The 15,610-nt window shown below is 65.8% G+C and carries 17 protein-coding genes; 9 read left to right on the top strand and 8 right to left on the bottom strand.

The window, feature by feature from the left end; all coding sequences use genetic code 11:
* The first annotated feature begins 13 nt into the window (after nucleotides 1-13).
* Nucleotides 14-751, top strand: a complete 738-nt coding sequence (locus tag AC3WOB_RS21070) for an arginyltransferase (protein WP_013391756.1) — start codon at nucleotides 14-16, stop codon at nucleotides 749-751.
* A gap of 67 nt (nucleotides 752-818) precedes the next feature.
* Nucleotides 819-1,859: a quinone-dependent dihydroorotate dehydrogenase gene (locus tag AC3WOB_RS21065; protein WP_492276080.1), complete on the top strand. Its 1,041-nt coding sequence runs from the start codon at nucleotides 819-821 to the stop codon at nucleotides 1,857-1,859.
* 151 nt (nucleotides 1,860-2,010) lie between these two features.
* On the opposite strand, the gene phaP is transcribed toward AC3WOB_RS21065, so the two are convergent.
* Complete coding sequence (phaP, locus tag AC3WOB_RS21060; RefSeq protein WP_013391754.1) at nucleotides 2,011-2,589, bottom strand: TIGR01841 family phasin; 579 nt, start codon at nucleotides 2,587-2,589, stop codon at nucleotides 2,011-2,013.
* A 381-nt stretch (nucleotides 2,590-2,970) separates the two neighbouring features.
* On the opposite strand from phaP, the gene AC3WOB_RS21055 reads away from it, so the two are divergent.
* On the top strand, nucleotides 2,971-3,948 hold the full coding sequence (locus AC3WOB_RS21055; RefSeq protein ID WP_492276079.1) for a tripartite tricarboxylate transporter substrate binding protein BugD: 978 nt from the start codon (nucleotides 2,971-2,973) through the stop codon (nucleotides 3,946-3,948).
* 79 nt (nucleotides 3,949-4,027) lie between these two features.
* Here the strand turns inward: AC3WOB_RS21055 and AC3WOB_RS21050 are convergent, their stop codons facing one another.
* From AC3WOB_RS21050 to AC3WOB_RS21040, 3 genes are all read right to left on the bottom strand, one after another.
* Nucleotides 4,028-4,891: an IclR family transcriptional regulator gene (locus tag AC3WOB_RS21050; protein WP_013391752.1), complete on the bottom strand. Its 864-nt coding sequence runs from the start codon at nucleotides 4,889-4,891 to the stop codon at nucleotides 4,028-4,030.
* A gap of 170 nt (nucleotides 4,892-5,061) precedes the next feature.
* Nucleotides 5,062-5,877 carry a competence/damage-inducible protein A gene (locus tag AC3WOB_RS21045; protein WP_492276078.1) on the bottom strand — a complete coding sequence of 272 codons (816 nt, stop codon included), beginning with the start codon at nucleotides 5,875-5,877 and terminating at the stop codon, nucleotides 5,062-5,064.
* A gap of 34 nt (nucleotides 5,878-5,911) precedes the next feature.
* Entirely contained in the window at nucleotides 5,912-6,721 is an 810-nt protein-coding gene (locus AC3WOB_RS21040; protein ID WP_492276077.1) for an EI24 domain-containing protein, read from the bottom strand.
* A gap of 63 nt (nucleotides 6,722-6,784) precedes the next feature.
* Between AC3WOB_RS21040 and AC3WOB_RS21035 the strand changes: the two genes are divergently transcribed.
* Nucleotides 6,785-7,168: a thioredoxin family protein gene (locus tag AC3WOB_RS21035; protein WP_013391749.1), complete on the top strand. Its 384-nt coding sequence runs from the start codon at nucleotides 6,785-6,787 to the stop codon at nucleotides 7,166-7,168.
* Nucleotides 7,169-7,256: 88 nt separating this feature from the next.
* On the opposite strand, the gene AC3WOB_RS21030 is transcribed toward AC3WOB_RS21035, so the two are convergent.
* The 3 genes from AC3WOB_RS21030 to AC3WOB_RS21020 form a co-directional block, all read right to left on the bottom strand.
* Nucleotides 7,257-8,738 carry a DEAD/DEAH box helicase gene (locus tag AC3WOB_RS21030; RefSeq protein ID WP_492276076.1) on the bottom strand — a complete coding sequence of 494 codons (1,482 nt, stop codon included), beginning with the start codon at nucleotides 8,736-8,738 and terminating at the stop codon, nucleotides 7,257-7,259.
* A gap of 322 nt (nucleotides 8,739-9,060) precedes the next feature.
* The gene (locus AC3WOB_RS21025; protein ID WP_013391747.1) at nucleotides 9,061-9,396 is read right to left on the bottom strand and encodes an AzlD domain-containing protein; all 336 of its coding nucleotides are present in this window, start codon (nucleotides 9,394-9,396) and stop codon (nucleotides 9,061-9,063) included.
* Complete coding sequence (locus AC3WOB_RS21020; protein WP_492276075.1) at nucleotides 9,393-10,142, bottom strand: AzlC family ABC transporter permease; 750 nt, start codon at nucleotides 10,140-10,142, stop codon at nucleotides 9,393-9,395. Before AC3WOB_RS21020 ends, AC3WOB_RS21025 begins: the two co-directional genes overlap by 4 nt.
* Nucleotides 10,143-10,338: 196 nt before the next feature.
* Between AC3WOB_RS21020 and AC3WOB_RS21015 the strand changes: the two genes are divergently transcribed.
* From AC3WOB_RS21015 to AC3WOB_RS21000, 4 genes are all read left to right on the top strand, one after another.
* On the top strand, nucleotides 10,339-11,259 hold the full coding sequence (locus AC3WOB_RS21015) for a branched-chain amino acid transaminase (RefSeq protein WP_492276074.1): 921 nt from the start codon (nucleotides 10,339-10,341) through the stop codon (nucleotides 11,257-11,259).
* Nucleotides 11,260-11,337: 78 nt separating this feature from the next.
* Entirely contained in the window at nucleotides 11,338-11,559 is a 222-nt protein-coding gene (locus tag AC3WOB_RS21010) for a zinc-finger domain-containing protein (protein ID WP_013391744.1), read from the top strand.
* 37 nt (nucleotides 11,560-11,596) lie between these two features.
* The gene (locus tag AC3WOB_RS21005) at nucleotides 11,597-12,019 is read left to right on the top strand and encodes a YybH family protein (RefSeq protein ID WP_013391743.1); all 423 of its coding nucleotides are present in this window, start codon (nucleotides 11,597-11,599) and stop codon (nucleotides 12,017-12,019) included.
* A 17-nt stretch (nucleotides 12,020-12,036) separates the two neighbouring features.
* A complete protein-coding gene (locus tag AC3WOB_RS21000; protein ID WP_013391742.1) occupies nucleotides 12,037-13,137 on the top strand; it encodes a YheT family hydrolase in 1,101 nt (366 codons plus the stop codon).
* A 33-nt stretch (nucleotides 13,138-13,170) separates the two neighbouring features.
* Here the strand turns inward: AC3WOB_RS21000 and AC3WOB_RS20995 are convergent, their stop codons facing one another.
* Nucleotides 13,171-14,697: a M48 family metalloprotease gene (locus AC3WOB_RS20995; protein ID WP_492276073.1), complete on the bottom strand. Its 1,527-nt coding sequence runs from the start codon at nucleotides 14,695-14,697 to the stop codon at nucleotides 13,171-13,173.
* A 56-nt stretch (nucleotides 14,698-14,753) separates the two neighbouring features.
* On the opposite strand from AC3WOB_RS20995, the gene galU reads away from it, so the two are divergent.
* Nucleotides 14,754-15,605, top strand: a complete 852-nt coding sequence (gene galU, locus AC3WOB_RS20990; protein ID WP_013391740.1) for a UTP--glucose-1-phosphate uridylyltransferase GalU — start codon at nucleotides 14,754-14,756, stop codon at nucleotides 15,603-15,605.
* Nucleotides 15,606-15,610: the final 5 nt, after the last annotated feature.

The raw sequence follows: 15,610 nt of genomic DNA, 5'->3' as shown, positions 1-15,610 counted from the left end.
CGCGGGACCTCCGATGAGCCAGCTCAAAGAACTCCCTTTCTCCACCCTGCAGTTCTACGCCACCGCTCCCTACCCTTGCAGCTATCTGCCGGGTCGCCAGGCACGGTCGCAGGTCGCCGCGCCCGGCCACCTGATCAACGCGGGCACGTATTCGCAACTGGTGGAGCAAGGCTTCCGGCGCAGCGGGCTGTTTACCTACCGGCCGCACTGCGACAACTGCCATGCCTGCATCCCCGTGCGCGTGGATACGGCAGGCTTCGCGCCCAATCGCAGCCAGCGCCGCGCCTGGCGCGACCACCAGGGCCTGCAATCGTTCGTGGCGGAGCTGGCCTGGTCGCCCGAACACTACCGGCTGTACACGCGTTACCAGCAGGGTCGCCATCCAGGCGGCGGCATGGACGAGGACAGCCGTACGCAGTATGCGCAATTCCTGCTCACCAGCCGCGTCAACACCCGCCTGGTCGAATTCCGCGATGAAACGGGCGCGCTGGTCATGGTGTCCATCATCGACGTACTGGACGACGGCCTGTCCTCCGTCTACACCTTCTACGATCCGGACCTTGCCGGCAGCCTGGGCACCTACAGCATCCTGTGGCAGATCGAGCAATGCCGCACGCTGAACCTGCCCTGGCTGTACCTGGGCTATTGGATCGCCGACAGCCGCAAGATGTCTTACAAATCGAGCTTCCACCCGGCCCAGTTCCTGGTCGACGGCGCGTGGGGCGAGCAGCCCGCCCCGCCGCCCGCCTGATTCTGGTCTCGCCCGGGGCGCCCGGCGCGGCGCAGGGCCGGCAAAATTCGCTCTACAATTCCGCCCCATGTCTATCCTCTTCCACGCCTATCCCCTGGCCCGCCCGGCGCTGTTCGCCATGGACGCGGAAACCGCCCACGAAGTCACCCTGTCGGGCCTGCAACGCGCCTATGAGTGCGGGGCGACGCGCAAGCTCATGCATGCGCAGCCGAAGGCGCCGAGCACGCTGATGGGTTTGCAACTGGCCAACCCGATCGGGCTGGCCGCGGGCCTGGACAAGAACGGCGCCTATATCGACGCGCTGGGCAATCTGGGATTCGGCTTTATCGAGGTAGGCACGGTGACTCCGCGCGCCCAGCCCGGCAACCCCAAGCCGCGCATGTTCCGGCTGCCGCGCGCCAACGCGCTGATCAACCGGCTGGGCTTCAACAACCAGGGACTGGACGCCTTCCTGGCCAATGTGCAGCGCAGCGCCTGGCGCAAGCAAGGCGGCGTGCTGGGGCTGAACATCGGCAAGAACGCAGACACGCCCATCGAGCGCGCCGCGGACGACTACCTGATCGGGCTGGAAGGCGTGTATCCGCATGCCGACTATGTGACGGTGAACATTTCCTCGCCCAACACCAAGAACCTGCGCGCGCTGCAAGGCGGCGACGAACTGTCGGCCCTGCTGGCGCAGTTGGCGGACAAGCGCCGCGCGCTGGAAGACAAACACCAGCGGCGCGTGCCCATGGCGGTGAAGATCGCTCCCGACCTGACGCATGAGCAGATCGATTCCATCGCGGAAACGCTGCCGCGCCATGGCATCGACGGCGTCATCGCCACCAACACCACTCTCTCGCGGGATGCCGTCACCGGCCAGCCGCATGCCGAGGAAGCCGGCGGCCTGTCGGGCGCCCCGGTGCATGAATTGTCGCTGGCCGTCATCCGCCGCCTGAAGGAAAGGCTGGGCGGCAGCCTGGCCATCATCGGCGTGGGCGGGGTCATGTCGGGCCGCCAGGCGCGCGAGAAAATGGACGCGGGCGCCGACGCCGTGCAGCTCTATACCGGCCTGATCTACCGCGGTCCGGCCCTGGTGGGCGAGTGCGTGCGCGCCGTGGCGCGCTGACCGGAAACGGCGCCGGCATCCACCGCGGCGATAAGGACAAAAAAGCAGGCAAAAAAAGGGGCCACCCGGTGGGTGGCCCTAATTCCAGCTCTGCTCTGTCACTCAACAGTACTACATAACTGCGGTTTGCGCAGCACTGCGCGCCAAAAACTTAGGCGCTGCGGCGGCTGCGGCTGGCAACCTTGGTGGCGGCGTCGGCAGCATCCGAGGCAGCCTTGAAGGTCGCGTTGGCGGCGGCATTCAGGTTCGATTCGGCGACTTCAGCAGCCTGCTTGGCAGCCTTGGTCATGGAATCGTAGGCGCTGGTCGCGGTGGCCAGCGAGGACTTGATCAGGGCAACGGCGCTTTCGGAGCCGGTCGGGGCGTTCTTGGAGAACTGGTCGACGGCTTCGCTCAGCTGCTGCTGACCTTCGGCGATCTGTTCCTCGGTCAGCTTGACCAGGCTCGTCTGCACGCCGGCGACGATGTCGTACACATGCTTGGTGTAGGCCATGGCCTTTTCGGCGCCCGGCTGCAGCAGGCCCGAGGCGAAAGCGGCGGCTTCCTGCGGATCCTTGACTTCAGCGGCTTGCTGCGACTTCTGGGCGACTTCGTCCAGCGTGGCGCGGACGACCTTCAGGTTCAGTTCGACCAGCTTTTCGAAGCCGGCGAAAACAGCGGTCTGGGCGGCCACGATGGTGTTGATGCTGGCCTTTTGACGGTCCAGGACTTGTTGCGGAATAGCGCTCATAGAATGCTCCTTTAGGGGTAGCCGGAGGCTGTCCGGCAAGTAAGGATGGTTGTCTGCGACGAACTAGAGAAACGTGCGCGGAAACTGGTACTACAAGCTACCGCCGGCCCGTTTGATGCACTGCACAATTCACATTCTAGACTGGCAAAAAAACTTGTCAAGGAGTTTTTGTGCAACGCAACAAAGAATTGCACTTCGACGGTGCACGCCTCATACGGGCTTGATCCAGCACAAAGATTTCCCAGGATTCAGGAAATACCCGAAGTGACGACGTATCAATTGTTTTCTAAACTGCTTTCACGCTGATGACAGACAAATAAACCCACAAGTCAGCGCGCAACAATGAAATCGCAGCAGCAAAACCCTGCAATTGGAGACTCCATGACCCTCATCCCCCGCACGCTTTCGGCCTTGCTCGCGGTCAGCGCCATGCTCGCAGCCGGCGCCGCCCAAGCCGAATATCCGGATCGCCCCATCAATATGGTGGTGCCGTTCGCCGCTGGCGGCCCGACGGACAACGTCGCGCGTTCGCTCGCGGAAGCCATGCGGCCGAGCCTGGGCCAGACGGTCGTGGTCGAGAACAAGGGCGGCGCCGGTGGCACCATCGGCACCACCCAGGTAGCGCGCGCGCAGCCTGACGGCTATTCCGTCCTGTTGATGCACGCCGGCTTCTCGACCGCGCCCTCGCTGTACAAGAATCCGGGGTACGACCCCTACAAGAGCTTCGAGCCTATCGGCCTGGTGGTCGACGTGCCGATGACCATCATCGCGCGCTCCGACTTCCCGCCCAACAACATCAAGGAACTGGCGGAGTACGTCAAACAGAACAAGGACAAGGTGTCCCTGGCCAACGCCGGCATCGGCGCCGCCAGCCATCTGTGCGGCACCATGCTGGTCGAGGCGCTGGGCGTGCAACTGCTGACCATCCCCTACAAGGGCACCGCGCCGGCCATGAACGACCTGCTGGGCAAGCAGGTGGACCTGCTATGCGACCAGACCACCAACACCACCCAGCAGATCGACAGTGGCAAGGTGAAGGCCTACGCCGTCACCAGCCTGAAGCGCGTCCCCACGCTGCCGAACCTGCCGACCATGGACGAATCCGGCTACAAGGGTTTTGAAGTGGGCATCTGGCATGGCATGTGGGTGCCGAAGGGCACGCCCAAGCCGGTCGTGGACAAGCTGATCAAGAGCCTGCAGGCCGGCCTGGCCGATCCCAAGTTCCAGGACCGCATGAAGCAGCTGGGCGCCACGGTGCTGACGTCCGAAGCCAATCCGCAATCCCTGGAAGCCAAGGTCAAGCAACAAGTTCCGCAGTGGGGCGAGCTGTTCAAGAAGGCTGGCGTCGAACAGCAGTAATCCGAACGGGCGCCTGCACGGCGCACCTGGAAGAAAAGCCCCATCAGGGGCTTTTCTTTTTTGGCCGAGCGGCCTTGGATTACGGGCGCAGGGCCTCTGCCGCCATGCCCAGGCCGTTGAAGCCGGAGGAGACCGAGGGCTCGTAGCCCAACGCTTCGGAAATGCTGGCGGCGGTGTCGACCAGGGCCTTGATCCAGTCGTCCTGCAGTCGTTCGGCCGGGGCCGAGATGGACAGGCCCGCGACCAGCTTGCCGGTGTCGTCGAAAATACCGGCGGCGATACAGCGCACGCCGAGTTCGAGTTCCTCGTTGTCGCGCGCATAGCCGTGGCGCCGCACCAGCGCCAGTTCGCGTTCCAGGCGGTCCAGGTCGGTCAGGCTGTTGCGCGTGTGGCCGGCCAGGCCGGTGCGCAACGCGTAGGCGCGGACCTGGCGCGCATCGGCGGTGGACAGAAACAGCTTGCCGGTGGAGGTCAGGTGCAGCGGCGCGCGGCCGCCGATGGCGCGGACCACCTGCATGCCCGAACGCTCGCTCCAGGCCCGTTCGATGTAGACGATCTCATCGCCCTGCTGCACCGACAGGTTGATGGTCTGCCCGGTCAGCTTGTGCAGCGAGCGCATGGCGGAAATGGCCGCCTCGCGCACGTTCAGGCGTCCCTTGACCAGCGAACCCAGCTCCAGCAGGCGCATGCCCAATTGATACAGGCCGTTGTCGACGCGTTCAACGTAGCGGCCCACGACCAGGTCATTCAGGATGCGGTGCGCGGTGGACGCATGCAGACCCGTGGTCGCGGACAGTTCCTTGAGCGTTACCGGATCCGGCTGCGCGGCCAGGGCGTCGAGCAGGCGCATGGCGCGTTCGATCACCTGGATGGCGATGGGATGGGCGGAGGCGCCTTCGGTCTCGGCGTCCAGGGCATTGCGAGTAGTGGGGAGACGGGACATGGAAAGGGGGGCGAGGACAGCCGCGCCGCCTGTAGGGCCCCACCTTCGGGAACCGGACTTGCGGCATCGCAGCAAACAGTTCTTTCCCGTATTGTGAAATTTACTGGCGCGTTTGGCAACCGGTTTTTGTATCAAAAAAAAAGGGCCGCGCATAGTGGGCGGCCCTGGCTTCACGCTGCTGGCGGGGGCGCCAGCTTGCCGCCCAGGCGCAGCACCTCGGCCCGCAAATACTCCAGCGCCTCAGCGGCCGCGGCCGGCTCGCCCTTCACGCCGAGGTCGATATGCGGCGTGCCGCCAGCCTCGCCCACGCTGGGCAGGCTGAACGCCCGCACGCCCGGCCAGCGCGTTTCCACGGCCTGCATGGCCGGCGTGATGCGCGATTCGGGCATGCTGAACACCAGGAAGGAATGCTCCGCATGGGCGCGCACATGCTGCAGCGCACGATAGCGCGTATCCAGCGTCCATTCGAGCATGGGCCAGGCCATGACGGGGAAGCCCGGCACGAAGGTATGGTCCTTGATGAAGAAGCCGGGGATGCGGTTATAGGGGTTTGGCACGACTTCGCAGCCTTGCGGAAACACGCCCATCTGCAGGCGCTGCTGGTTTTCCGGCGCGCTCATGTCGGCGGTGCCCTGCCCCTTGGCGGCCATCTCGGCCGTGCGCAAGGCGATGGCCTGCTCGGCCTCGGGATGCAGCGCCAGCGGCAGGCCCAGCGCGGCCGCGGCGGCCTGGCGGGTGTGGTCGTCGGGCGTGCCGCCGATGCCGCCACAGGAAAACACCACGTCCCCGGTGGCGAAGCTGCGCTTGTAGGTGGCGATGAGCGTGTCGCGGTCGTCGGGCACGATTTCGGCCCAGCTCAGCTGCATGCCGCGCGCGCCCAGAAGCTCGACGACCTTGGAAAAATGCTTGTCCTGACGGCGGCCCGAGAGGATCTCGTCCCCCACGATGATGAGGCCGATGCGGCGGGCGGCGGATTCTGCGGCCATGTCCGATTCCAGAAGTTGAGAGGGGTGACGCCGGTCAGACGTCGATGACGCGGTCCTCGCGCAAGCGCTTGAGCGCTTCCAGACCGTAGTGGGCATAAACCAGGGCCGAAAACACCGGCAGGATGACCCACGCGGGCGGCAACAGGTTCAGCAACGAGCAGATCAGGCCTATGGTCCAGAAGCCGCCGTTGTTGCGCTCCAGGATGAGCTTGCGCTCGGCGGGGCTGGCATGTTCGACGATGGCGTCCACCCGCATCATGCGCGAAAACGCGAAGGCCCACCAGAAGATCGACAAGGCGATGGCCATGGGCGGCACCAGCCATAGCGGCAGCGTCAGCAACCAGCCCGCGGCAAACGCCAGCGACACCCAGATTGCGTTCCACACGCTGACCGCGGTCGCGTGCTTGCCTTGCGGCGTGACGCTCACGTATTCACGCTTGCTGACGTGACGCAGCACCAGCGGCATCACGAAGACGGCGGCAATCGCCAGGCCCAGGATGCCCGATACCGGCAACAGGATGGCCACTGCGATCACGGGGATCATGTAGACCTTGAGCGAGAACAGCCCCATCGCCAGCATCCAGTCCTCGGCCCGATTGACGAAGTCCCAGCGAGCCGCCTCGGCCGCCAGCCATTCATTGAGCGGCGTCCAGAACAGGTACAGCAACAACAGGGCCCCAACCAGCGCAATCAGGAATGGCAGCAGCACCGCGAACAGCATGGTGGGGTGGCATTGGGACACCAGGGCGCGTTTGAACGCCTGGCCCACGCTGACGGCGCCGACACCGGCAGCGGAAAATCGGCCGTTTTCAGGCGGGGCGGAATCAGTACGCAAAGCGGTCATGGACGAGAAATAAGGGGGTAGACATCCCGGGTATGATAGTCAAACACGCCTCGATCTGCCCACATGTCTCTACTTGTACCCGATACCGATCTGGCCGCGCTGCGCGCGCGGCTGGGCTCATCGCCCGACGCCTGGCTGGTAGCCTGCTTCTGCGCGGCCTGGTGCGATACCTGTGAGCAATACAAGCCCAAGCTGCAAGCGCTGGCCGACGCCCTGCCCCAACACGTCTTCGCCTGGATCGACATCGAAGACCACGCCGAACTGCTGGGCGACGAAGACGTGGAGAATTTCCCCACGCTGCTGGTGCAGATCGGCGCGCGAGTGGTGTTCTACGGCCCGATGCTGCCGCATATCGGCCACCTGGAACGCCTGCTCGAAAGCCTGAATGAAAATAGTCCCGCCGTCGCCGCGGCATTGCCGGACCTGCCGCGCTTGCTGGCAGCCTGAGCAGTAGCGCTCTGGCACGCTACGCGCGCCAGCCATAAAAAAACCCGCAACGCCCAAAGGCTTGCGGGTTTTTTCATGCGGACCCGGTTCAGGGCTTGCGGCTGCCGCCGAGCAAGACGGCGATCTGGCGCTTCGGCCCGGAGGATGCGCCGTTGCTCCTGGGCGCCGGCTCGTCGGCCGGTGCGGACGGGGCCGAGGGCTCGTAGGGCTTGAGGAAGAAATCGTCCACGGGCTGGCGCGACGCCCCGGACGAGTAGCCGGAGCGGCGGTCGGACGAACGGCCGCGATCACCACGGCTGTCGCGGCCTTCACGACCTTCACGGCCTTCACGCGAGGACGAACCGCGGTGCTCGTCGCTGCGGCGGTGGCTGCGCGCGACCAGTTCGGCCGGCACGTCAAGGGTGCCGCGCGGCACTTCGCGCTTGATGAGTTTTTCGATGTCGAGCAGGAAACGCTCTTCGTCGGGCGTGAACAGGGCGATTGCCTCGCCCGAAGCGCCGGCACGGCCGGTACGGCCGATACGGTGCACGTAGTCTTCGGCGTTGTACGGCAGGTCGTAGTTGATGACGCAGGGCACGCCGGCCACGTCCAGGCCGCGCGCGGCCACGTCGGTGGCCACCAGCACTTCCAGTTCGCCGGCCTTGAAGGCTTCCAGCGCCTTCATGCGGTCGGCCTGCGTCTTGTCGCCATGGATCGACTCGGCCTTGACGCCATCGCGTTCCAGGTCGCGGGCCAGCCGCGCCGTGCCGATCTTGGTGTTGGAGAACACGATGACCTGGTTCAGGCCGCGCGACTTCACCAGGTGCACGACCGCGGCGCGCTTGGCGTCGCTGGGCATCTTGTAGGCGATCTGGGTGATCGTGTTGGCGGTGGCGTTGCGCGCCGCGACTTCGATTTCGACCGGATGATTCAGGTACGAGCGGCCGAGCTTGCGGATTTCATTGCTGAACGTCGCGGAAAACAGCAGGCCCTGGCGCTGCGCGGGCAGCAGACGGATGATGCGTTCCAGGTCAGGCAAAAAGCCCATGTCCAGCATGCGGTCGGCTTCGTCCAGCACCAGGATGCCGACCTGACTCAGGTTCACGTTCTTTTGCTCGACGTGGTCGAGCAGGCGGCCGGGCGTGGCCACCAGCACTTCGCAACCACGGCGCAGGGCTTCCTTCTGCGGACCGATATCCACGCCGCCGAACACCACCGCCGAACGCAGCGGCGTCTGCTTGCTGTAGCGCTTGACGCTTTCGTAGACCTGGTCAGCCAGCTCGCGCGTGGGCGTCAGGATCAGCGCGCGCACCGGATGGCGCGCGGGCGATGCGCTGGTGTTGGCCAGCGGCATCAGGCGATGCAGGATGGGCAGCGTGAAGGCGGCCGTCTTGCCGGTGCCGGTCTGGGCCGCGCCCATGACGTCGCGCCCTTCCACCACGACGGGGATGGCCTGGGCCTGGATGGGCGTGGGGGTGGTGTAGCCGGTTTCGGCGATGGACTGCAGCAGCAGGGGATGCAGACCGAAATCAGTGAACGTCGGCGCGGGCGCGTCAGCGGCGGGTGCTACGGATTGAGTGGATTCAGTCATCAGGGTTAGGCAGATACCGGGACCAGTGAAAAAGAACAAAACGAGAGTGCTACGCGCACTGCACTACATATGCATCGGAACAACCTGAACACGCGCAATCAGCATCCTGCCTTGCAGGGCAGGCGGCGCATTCTGGATTCGATACTTATGAGGGCAGTACCAGGCCCGGATTGCTGTGGATAACATGATTTTAGCGCAGCCGCATTACCACACGGTTCGGTCCGCGTTCGAAAGGCATTGCAAACGCCTTCCGGCAGCCGCCAGAAAGCGCCCGCCGGGCATACCAGCAGCGTCCACTGGATGGACGTTTCGAAAAAAACCGTCAACCAGCTAGCCAGCGCAGGCCCCACAGGGCCAGCATGCCCACGATGATGACCAGCACCGCGCTGCGCGTGCGCAGGAAAACCAGGATGGCGACCACGCCCGCGACCAGCTTGTAGTCGAACACCGGCCCCAGGCCAGCCTTCCAGGGCAGCAGGTCCGGCACAATGATGGCGGTCAGGGCGGCGGCCGGCGCGTAGCGCAATGCGCGCCGCACGCCTTCCGGCAGGGGGATGTAGTCGCCGAACAGCATAAAGCCGGCGCGCGTCAGCACGCTGCACAGCGCCAGCAGCAGGATGGCGGAATAGACGTAGATTTCGGCGGGCCAGAGGGTCATGCGCGGGCCTTGAAGTAGCGTTCCGCCCAGATGCCGGCGACCACACCCGCCACCACGGCGGCCGCCAGGCCGAGGCGCAGCGGCAGGACCTGGCCCGTCCAGGCGACCACGCCGGCGGCCAACATGGAAATCAGCATGGGCTTGGTGTTGGCCAGCGGCACCGTAATGGCCAGCAGCGCCAGCACCGCGGCGAAGTCCAGCGACCAGCCCGTGGGCACCATGGTGCCCAGGTAGATGCCGACAATGGAGGACGTCTGCCAGACGAACCAGCCCGGCGCGATGGCGCCCAGGAAGAACCAAAGCTGTTCGCGCGTACCGCGCACGGCCGCATCGCCATAGCGCGGCATGAACAGCACGAAACCCATGTCGGTCGTGAAATAGCCCAGCCCCAGCCGCTTGGGCCAGGACAGGTGGCGGAAATAGGGATGCAGCGCCGCGCCGAAAATGAGGAAGCGCAGATTGACGACACAACCGGCGGCGAAGATCAGCCAGAGCGGCGCGCCGGTGGCGATGAGCGGCAGGGATGTCAGCTGGGCGGAACCGGCGTACAGCAGCAGGGTCATGGCCAGCGCCATGGTCTCCGTCAGGCCGGACTTGACCATGGCCACCCCGGTGACCAGCCCCCAGGTGGCGGTGGCGATCAGGGCGGGCACGATGGCATGGACGCCAGCGCGGAAGGCGGCGACGCGTTCCTGGCGGACCGCAACGGGGTCTTCGGTTTCAGGAAGCGCAGATTCAGAGGACAACGGCAGGCCCCTGGCGATTCGGACAGGACGACATGGAAACTCTAAGGAAAAGGAACGCACGACAACCCGTTCGCCCGCCGGGATCACTGCGCGCGGGCCTGGCGGCGCCGCGCCGGGGCGCGAATAGGCGCGTATTGTAACCTCGCTGCTTGATACAATACGGGCCTCGAGATTCTTGGGCTCTTGGGAGTAGACCATGTCGATGGCAGACCGCGACGGCTTCATCTGGTATGACGGCAAGCTCGTACCGTGGCGAGACGCGACCACGCACGTCCTGACGCACTCCCTGCACTACGGCCTGTCGGTATTCGAAGGCGTGCGCGCCTACCGCTCCGAGATCGGCACCGCCATCTTCCGCCTCGAAGACCATACCAACCGCCTGTTCAATTCGGCGCACATCTACCAGATCTCCATGCCCTTCGATCGCGACACGATCAACCAGGCGCAGCGGACGGTCGTGCGCGAGAACCAGCTGGAAGCCGGCTACCTGCGCCCCCTGGTGTTCTACGGCCCCGAGAAGATGGGAGTTTCGCCCAAGGGCGCCCGGGTGCACGTGGCCATCGCCGCCTGGCCCTGGGGCGCCTACCTGGGCGAAGAGGCGCTGTCCGCGGGCATCCGCGTCAAGGTATCGTCGTTCGCGCGCCAGCACGTGAACGTCACCATGCCGCGCGCCAAGGTCGCCACCACCTACGCCAACTCGATCCTGGCCAATACCGAGGCCCTGCAGGACGGCTACGACGAAGCCCTGCTGCTGGACACCGAAGGCTTCGTGGCCGAGGGCTCGGGCGAAAACCTCTTCATCGTCAAGGACGGCGTGCTCTGCGAGCCGGAGATCGCCTCCGCCCTGACCGGCATTACCCGCTCCACCATCCATGCGCTGGCCGCCGACCTGGGCCTGCGCGTGGTGACCAAGCGCCTGACGCGCGACGACGTCTATATCGCCGACGAGGCGTTCTTCACCGGCACCGCCGCCGAAGTAACGCCCATCCGCGAAGTGGACAACCGCCAGATCGGCACTGGCCGGCGCGGCCCGATCACGGAGAAGCTGCAGAAAGCATTTTTTGACGTGGTGAATGGCCGCAACCCGAAGTACCATCACTGGCTGAGTAAAGTCTGATCCGCGCGGCCCGGTCCCCGACCAGGCCGCATCATTGCCCCAACCTGCCGTTTACCGGTTTTTTTTTCAGGAATATCCATGACCGCTGCTGCTCCGGCCGCCGTCCCCCACCCCCACGAAGTCATCGAGGTCGGCGCCGACGACCTGCCCGTGTTCTGTCCGGGCCCCAAGGCGCCGCTCTGGAGCATGCACCCGCGCGTGTTCCTGGACGTGGCCCGCAGCGGCTCGGCCAGCTGCGCCTACTGCGGCGCCGAGTACCGTCTGAAGCCCGGCACCGTGCTGCACGGCCACGGGCACTGAGTCACCCGCTCTACAACGTCGACCCGTATCCGCCATCATGTTCGCCACGCCCGAAGAAGCAGAGCACGCGTTCTACGAAGCCCTCGAGCAGGCGGACGTCGTGCGCCTGATGCAAGTGTGGGCGGACGACGAGGAAGTCGTCTGCATCCACCCGGGGGGCCTGCGCATCGTCGGCCATTCGGCGGTGCACGACTCCTGGCAGCAGGTGCTGACCAACGGCCCGCTGCACGTGCGGCCCCTGCGCCCGCTGGTCATGCTGAGCATGATGTGCGCGGTGCACGTGCTGGTGGAACAGGTGGCGGTACAGACGCGGGAAGGCACGCAATTCGCCAATTGCTATGCCACCAACATCTACCACAAGGGCCCCACCGGCTGGCGCATGGTCATGCACCATGCCTCGCCGGCGCCCACGGAAGCCGGGGTGCTCGACTTGCACGACGTACCCGACATGCTGCATTGAATCGGGTGGATTTTTAGTTGGCCGCTGCTCGTCTTGATACAACGCCCTGTCCCGTTCCCTCCTGGTTGCCCGGAGGCGACAGCCAGACGGTTTATGCCGCCCTGTTCGCGCAGTACCACCGCATCGCGTTCGTGCGCGAACGGGTGGACACGCCCGATACCGACTTCGTCGACTTCGACTGGACCGGCCCCGGCCTGTTCCCGCACAAGTCCGCCGACGGCGCGCCCGTCAGCGGCCAGCGCCCGGTCGCCAATGGCAAGACCGCCGCGGCCAGGTGGATGACGGACGCGGACTGGAAGTCCCTGCCGCATACGCCCGACACCCCCGCCCTGATTCTGTTCCATGGCCTGGAAGGCGGCAGCAACAGCCGCTACGCGCAATCCATCGCGCATCATTTCCGCGCGCGCGGCTGGATCGTGGTGATCGCGCATTTCCGCGGTTGTTCCGGCGTGCCGAACCGCCTGGCCCGCGCCTATTACTCCGGCGATTCGGCCGAGGTCGGCTTCATGCTGGAAACCGTGCGCCAGCGCATCCCGCATGCGCGCTGGCATGCGGTCGGCGTATCGCTGGGCGGCAACGCCCTGCTCAAGTACCTGGGCGAGCACCAGGAAGACACCGGCTGGCTGACCGCCTGCGCGGGCGTGTCCGTGCCGCTGGACCTGGTGGCTTGCGGCAAGACGCTATCCACCGGCATGTTCAACCGCCGGGTCTACACCGCTCATTTCCTGAAGACGCTCAAGCACAAGGTGCTGGAGAAGGCGCATCGCTATCCTGGCGCCGTCGACGTCATGCGCATTGCGCATGCGCACGACCTGCGCGAATTCGACGACACCTACACCGCGCCCATGCATGGTTTCCGCAATGCGCTGGACTACTGGACGCGCGCGTCCAGCAAGCCCTGGCTGCCGAAGATATCCGTGCCGACGCTGGTGCTCAATGCGCGCAACGATCCGTTCGTGCCGGCCGCGTCGCTGCCGACACCCGAGGATTGCTCGCCCGCCATACTGCTGCACCAGCCCACGGACGGCGGCCATGCCGGTTTTCCGACGGGCAGCTTCCCGGCTCATCTGAACTGGCTGCCGCAGCGGCTGGGACGCTTCTTCGAAACCGGCCAGTAGGGCGCCTGCGCCCTACCCCGCCCGGCCCGACACTCAGCCCGATTTGAAGCGTTCGAGCAACTGGCGCTCTTCGGCCAGCTTGTCCTTGACTTCCTTGATCTGCACGTCGATCTGCGACTGCTCGTAGAAATCGGTGGACATGTTGCGCGCCTGCTGCAGCTGCGATTCCGCGGCTGCGTAGGCGCCCGTCATGACGTAGTAGCGGGCCTGGTCGCGGCGGGCCGCCACCGGCTTGCCGTTGCGGTCTTCGCTCTGCGCCAGCATCTGGTAGAGGCTGGGCTCGTCGCTGCCCCACTGCTTGATCCTGGCCCGCAGGTACTCCTGCGCGTCCGTGTGGCGGCCGATGCTTTGCAGCGCCTGGGCGTAGGCGATGCCCAGGGCCCGGTGGCCGGGCCAGCGCTTGGTGCCGGCCTGGGCCAGCTCCAGCGCCCGGGGGTACTCCTTGCGCGCCAGGGCGATATCCACGCTGAGTTTGGCCAACTGGGCCGAGCTGCGGCCGTCCGCCGACGCCAGATTCCAGTTGCGCTCGGCCTCCGCCAGGTTGTTGCGCTGGAACGCCTGCAGCGCCAGGCCGTAGTAGGCGGCCGACTTGCGCACGCCCGACAGCGCCTGGGCCTCGTCCTGCAACTGCTGGCCGGCGGTGCGCAGGCTGACCGCGTCGCGGCCCTGCACCACGCGCATCTTGGCGCGGATGTACCAGAAATCGTCGCTGTCCACGTGGCGCGTCACGGGAGACTGGTTGCGCACCCGATTCTGCACGTCCGACATGCGCTCGATGGAGAGCGGGTGGGTGCTGGCCCATGAGCCGCCGCCGGCGCCTTCATTCAGGCGCGAAGCGTTCATCAGGCGCCCGAACATCTGCGCCATGCCTTCGGCGTCGTACCCCGCCTTGGTCAGCATCTGCAGCCCGGCCCGGTCGGCCTCGCGTTCCGCATCACGGGAAAAGCCCAGTTGACGGTTGATGGCCGCGGCTTGGCCGAAAGCCGCCACGCCCACCGCCAGATTGCCGCCGCCCCCGGCCAGGGCCGCCAGCAGCGCGCCGGCGAGGCTGGCCAGCATCACCATGCTGTTCTGGTTCTGCTGGGTCATGCCGCGGGCGATGTGGCGCTGCACGACGTGGCCGATTTCGTGCGCCAGCACTGCGGCCAGCTCGGACTCGCTGGCGGAAGCCACGATCAGCCCCGTATTGACGCCGATGAAGCCCCCAGGCATGGCGAAGGCGTTGATCTCGGGGTCGCGCACGCCGAACATCTCGACCTCGGGGACCGCGCCGGGCGCGAACGCCGCCAGCTTGCGCCCCATGGTAGTGAGGTACTGGCTGAGCTCGGAATCGTCCACGTAGGTCGGGTCGCGCCGCCCCTGGGCCATGATGGCCTCGCCCAGGCTGCGCTCCAGCATGGGGGACAGTTCGGCCGCGGACGCCGCCCCCATGGAGGGCAGGCCCACGGGCTGCGCCCAGGCAGCAATGGGGAGAGCGGGCACGGTCAGGGCCACGGACAGCCCGACGATTGCACCCCGTTTCGCAATCGAGCAAATGGATGGCATTTTCCTGCGGTTCATAAGCCTATGATAGCGATGCGCTTAAAATGTTTCATCGATAGCCCAACGAGGTTTCAATGCGTCCTGTCCGTAAAGCTGTTTTCCCTGTCGCCGGCATGGGCACGCGCTTCCTGCCCGCCACCAAGGCGATGCCCAAGGAAATGCTGCCCGTGGTCGACAAGCCGCTGATCCAATATGCCGTGGAAGAAGCCGTGGCCGCCGGAATCACGGATCTTATCTTCGTGACGGGGCGCAATAAGCGCGCCATCGAAGACCACTTCGATTCCGCGCCGGAACTCGAATCGGACCTGGAAAGCAAGGGCAAGCATGAGCTTCTGGCCATGGTGCGGGGCATTCTACCCGCGCATGTGAATTGCCTCTATATCCGCCAATCGGCCCCGCTGGGCTTGGGCCATGCGGTGCTGTCCGCCGCGCCCGCCGTGGGCGACGAACCCTTTGCCGTGCTGCTGGCCGACGACCTGATCGACTCCGACCAGCCCGCGCTCAAGCAGCTGATCGAGGTGGCCGTGGCGCAGAACGCCAGTGTGCTGGGCGTGCAGGACGTGCCGCGCGCCGATACCCGCAAGTACGGCATCGTGGCCACCCGCCAGGGGGATGCCAGCGCCCACGGCCGCACCGAACGCGTCACCCATATCGTGGAAAAACCGGATCCCGAAGCCGCGCCGTCGACGCTGGCCGTGGTGGGCCGCTATGTGCTGGAAGCGGCGATTTTCGACCACCTGCGCTCGACCAAGATGGGCGCTGGCAACGAGATCCAGCTGACCGACGGCATTGCCTCGCTGATGCGCGAGCGCGCCGTGTATGCGCACCGCTATGAAGGCGTGCGTTATGACTGCGGCAGCAAGGCCGGCATGTTCCAGGCCACCGTGGCGCTGGGCAAGAAGTACCACGGCCTGCTGCCGGAATAGCCGCA

This window comes from Achromobacter sp. FW305-C-30-7 (genome assembly GCF_058783105.1).
This window is presented reverse-complemented; position numbering and strand designations above follow the sequence as displayed.

Excerpts from the sequence above, each read along its gene's own strand:
- AC3WOB_RS21070 (WP_013391756.1), top strand. The coding sequence starts at position 14 with ATGAGCCAGCTCAAAGAACTCCCTTTCTCCACCCTGCAGTTCTACGCC.
- AC3WOB_RS21065 (WP_492276080.1), top strand. The coding sequence starts at position 819 with ATGTCTATCCTCTTCCACGCCTATCCCCTGGCCCGCCCGGCGCTGTTC.
- phaP (WP_013391754.1), bottom strand. The coding sequence starts at position 2,589 with ATGAGCGCTATTCCGCAACAAGTCCTGGACCGTCAAAAGGCCAGCATC.
- AC3WOB_RS21055 (WP_492276079.1), top strand. The coding sequence starts at position 2,971 with ATGACCCTCATCCCCCGCACGCTTTCGGCCTTGCTCGCGGTCAGCGCC.
- AC3WOB_RS21050 (WP_013391752.1), bottom strand. The coding sequence starts at position 4,891 with ATGTCCCGTCTCCCCACTACTCGCAATGCCCTGGACGCCGAGACCGAA.
- AC3WOB_RS21045 (WP_492276078.1), bottom strand. The coding sequence starts at position 5,877 with ATGGCCGCAGAATCCGCCGCCCGCCGCATCGGCCTCATCATCGTGGGG.
- AC3WOB_RS21040 (WP_492276077.1), bottom strand. The coding sequence starts at position 6,721 with ATGACCGCTTTGCGTACTGATTCCGCCCCGCCTGAAAACGGCCGATTT.
- AC3WOB_RS21035 (WP_013391749.1), top strand. The coding sequence starts at position 6,785 with ATGTCTCTACTTGTACCCGATACCGATCTGGCCGCGCTGCGCGCGCGG.
- AC3WOB_RS21030 (WP_492276076.1), bottom strand. The coding sequence starts at position 8,738 with ATGACTGAATCCACTCAATCCGTAGCACCCGCCGCTGACGCGCCCGCG.
- AC3WOB_RS21025 (WP_013391747.1), bottom strand. The coding sequence starts at position 9,396 with ATGACCCTCTGGCCCGCCGAAATCTACGTCTATTCCGCCATCCTGCTG.
- AC3WOB_RS21015 (WP_492276074.1), top strand. The coding sequence starts at position 10,339 with ATGTCGATGGCAGACCGCGACGGCTTCATCTGGTATGACGGCAAGCTC.
- AC3WOB_RS21010 (WP_013391744.1), top strand. The coding sequence starts at position 11,338 with ATGACCGCTGCTGCTCCGGCCGCCGTCCCCCACCCCCACGAAGTCATC.
- AC3WOB_RS21005 (WP_013391743.1), top strand. The coding sequence starts at position 11,597 with ATGTTCGCCACGCCCGAAGAAGCAGAGCACGCGTTCTACGAAGCCCTC.
- AC3WOB_RS20995 (WP_492276073.1), bottom strand. The coding sequence starts at position 14,697 with ATGAACCGCAGGAAAATGCCATCCATTTGCTCGATTGCGAAACGGGGT.
- galU (WP_013391740.1), top strand. The coding sequence starts at position 14,754 with ATGCGTCCTGTCCGTAAAGCTGTTTTCCCTGTCGCCGGCATGGGCACG.